General features: G+C 42.5%; 2 protein-coding genes. Both read right to left on the reverse strand.

What is annotated here, in order from left to right:
• A partial coding sequence (locus AS89_RS17550) for a DEAD/DEAH box helicase (RefSeq protein WP_010133145.1) occupies positions 1–313 on the reverse strand: 313 nt, incomplete at its 3' end.
• Positions 310–567 (reverse strand): helix-turn-helix domain-containing protein (locus AS89_RS17555; protein WP_010133146.1); only part of this gene is annotated, 258 nt, incomplete at its 5' end. The genes AS89_RS17550 and AS89_RS17555, both read right to left, overlap by 4 nt.

Here is a 567-nt window from a genome sequence, read left to right on the forward strand (position 1 = left end):
AATGAATTTGGGAGAGAATCCGGTTTTTATCCTGAAATGATAAAAATGAGTTCAAGGCCGCGACTCTCTTCTCACCATTTCTCCTCATGGAAGACGCTTGATCCTCCATCAATGAAACAAGCGGAGAAATAATGAGCGTGCTGCCATTCAACAAATAAGAAGGCAATTGGTAACAAAGCGATTTGCCTGTTCCTGTTGGCAAGATTGCGACTGTGTCCTTTCCTTCCAGGACAGAACGAATCACTTTTTCCTGTCCTGGCCGAAATTCACGGTAGCCAAATTTCTCATACAACAAATTTTGCAGGTCTGTCATTTTCCGCCTCCCAACTTGGAGCCTAGTATTAGACGAAGTTGAAAATAACTTAATTCGCCAAACTCTTGTTTTAACATTCGTAATCTTCTAGTCCCCAATTCCTCTACTTTTGAAACTACCTCATCCACCTGATTAGGTGTAACAAAGTCTGTCAATGGGAACGCATCGTCATTAATGGCCATTTCCACAAAATGATCTTCTATTGTACTCATTTTCAGCCCCCGGATAGCAGCAATCTGCTCGGCGTTCATCCC

Origin of the sequence: Microbulbifer agarilyticus S89, from assembly GCF_000220505.1 — a bacterium.
Classification (GTDB): domain Bacteria; phylum Pseudomonadota; class Gammaproteobacteria; order Pseudomonadales; family Cellvibrionaceae; genus Microbulbifer; species Microbulbifer agarilyticus_B.